We start from the raw sequence: 1,445 nt of genomic DNA on the forward strand, positions 1-1,445 counted from the left end.
AACTGCCTCCCATTTCTTGGACATGAGAAATGGGAGGCTTTTTATGCGTGTCGACTTGAGGGTGAAGCACGGCATCGAGGCCAGGAAGGCGGCGATCGAGCTCTTCGAGCGAGGCCACGGCTACAAATCGGCGGCGAAGGCGCTGTCGGTCCCGCGCGACACCGTGAGACAATGGCTCTACGTATACCGGTCGTTCGGAAGCGAGGTGCTGCTATCCATGGACGGAAAGCAGGGCAGGTACACATACGAGCAGAAGGTCGCCGCCGCCTCCGCCGTCGTCGACGGCGGCATGACGAAGACCGAGGCGATGGCGGCGTTCGGCATAATGTCGATGTCGCCGCTCAAGAAGTGGTGCGCGCTATACCGCCGGGGCGGCGCGGAGGCCCTGCGCCCGAGGCCCAAGGGCCGGCCGAGCGGTTCCAAGGCGAGGCCGCGCACCCGCGAGCAGGAGCTCGAGGAGCGCTGCCGAAGGCTCGAGACCGAGGTGGCCTACCTAAAAAAATTGCGTGCCCTGGTCGAGAGGGACGGGCTCTGACCAGGGCGAAGGTCGAGGCCGTGAGCGCCCTGCGCGAAGAGGGGTACGAGCTGGGGCGCCTGCTGGAGTGCGCCGGCCTGGCCCGGTCCAGCTACTACTACGCGCTGTCGCACCCGGGCAGGCCGACGCGCCCGGAGCTGCGGGGCGCGGTGGCGGAGATCTTCTCGCGCACGGCCAACGGGTGCGGCCACCGCCAGGTCGCCATGTGCCTGCGCGCCGAGCTGGGCGCGCGCATAGCCTACAAGACCGTGCTCAAGATGATGCGGGAGATGGGGGTCCGCTGCGGCATCCGCCGCGAGACCGACTACCATAGGTACAACTCGTACAGGGGCGTCGTGGGCGAGACGTTCGAGAACGTCATCGGGCGCGACTTCGCCGCCGACGGGCCGTGGCAGAAGATGGGCACCGACGTCACCGAGTTCAAGCAGCCCTGGGGCAAGGCCTACTTCGCGCCGGTGTACGACTTCGGCAGCAAGGAGATAGTCGCGTGGTCGACGTCGACCAGCCCGGGCATGGCGCAGCAGGCCGAGCTGCTCGACCGGCTGCTGGCGAAGATGCCCGAGGGCGCGAAACCGGTGCTCCACAGCGACATGGGCTGGCAGTACCAGCACGCCGCACGGTGCGGGAGGCTGAGGGACGCCGGGATCGTCCAGAGCATGTCCAGAAAGGGCAACTGCATCGACAACGGCGCCACCGAGCAGGTCTTCGGCCACATGAAGGACGAGTTCTTCCGTGGAAGGACGTGGCCGGACTTCGAGTCCTTCAAGGCGGACCTCGACGACTTCGTGGTCCATTGGAACACGAGGAGGCGCCAGGTTAAACTGAAGGGACTGACCCCGGAGGAGTTCCGGAGCCAGTCCCTTGCGGCGTAGTTCTTATTTAAGCCGTCCAAGTTTTGGGGTGCAGTTCA

General features: G+C 66.0%; 2 protein-coding genes. Both read left to right on the top strand.

Annotation, left to right across the window (positions count from 1 at the left end; translation table 11 throughout):
- The coding region (locus tag DXD56_RS09805; protein WP_370446012.1) for a helix-turn-helix domain-containing protein at positions 1-535 on the top strand (535 nt) is incomplete at its 5' end.
- 20 nt (positions 536-555) lie between these two features.
- Positions 556-1,407, top strand: a complete 852-nt coding sequence (locus tag DXD56_RS09810; RefSeq protein ID WP_199411583.1) for an IS3 family transposase — start codon at positions 556-558, stop codon at positions 1,405-1,407.
- Positions 1,408-1,445: the final 38 nt, after the last annotated feature.

Source organism: Collinsella sp. TM06-3 (assembly GCF_003436395.1).
Taxonomy (GTDB): domain Bacteria; phylum Actinomycetota; class Coriobacteriia; order Coriobacteriales; family Coriobacteriaceae; genus Collinsella.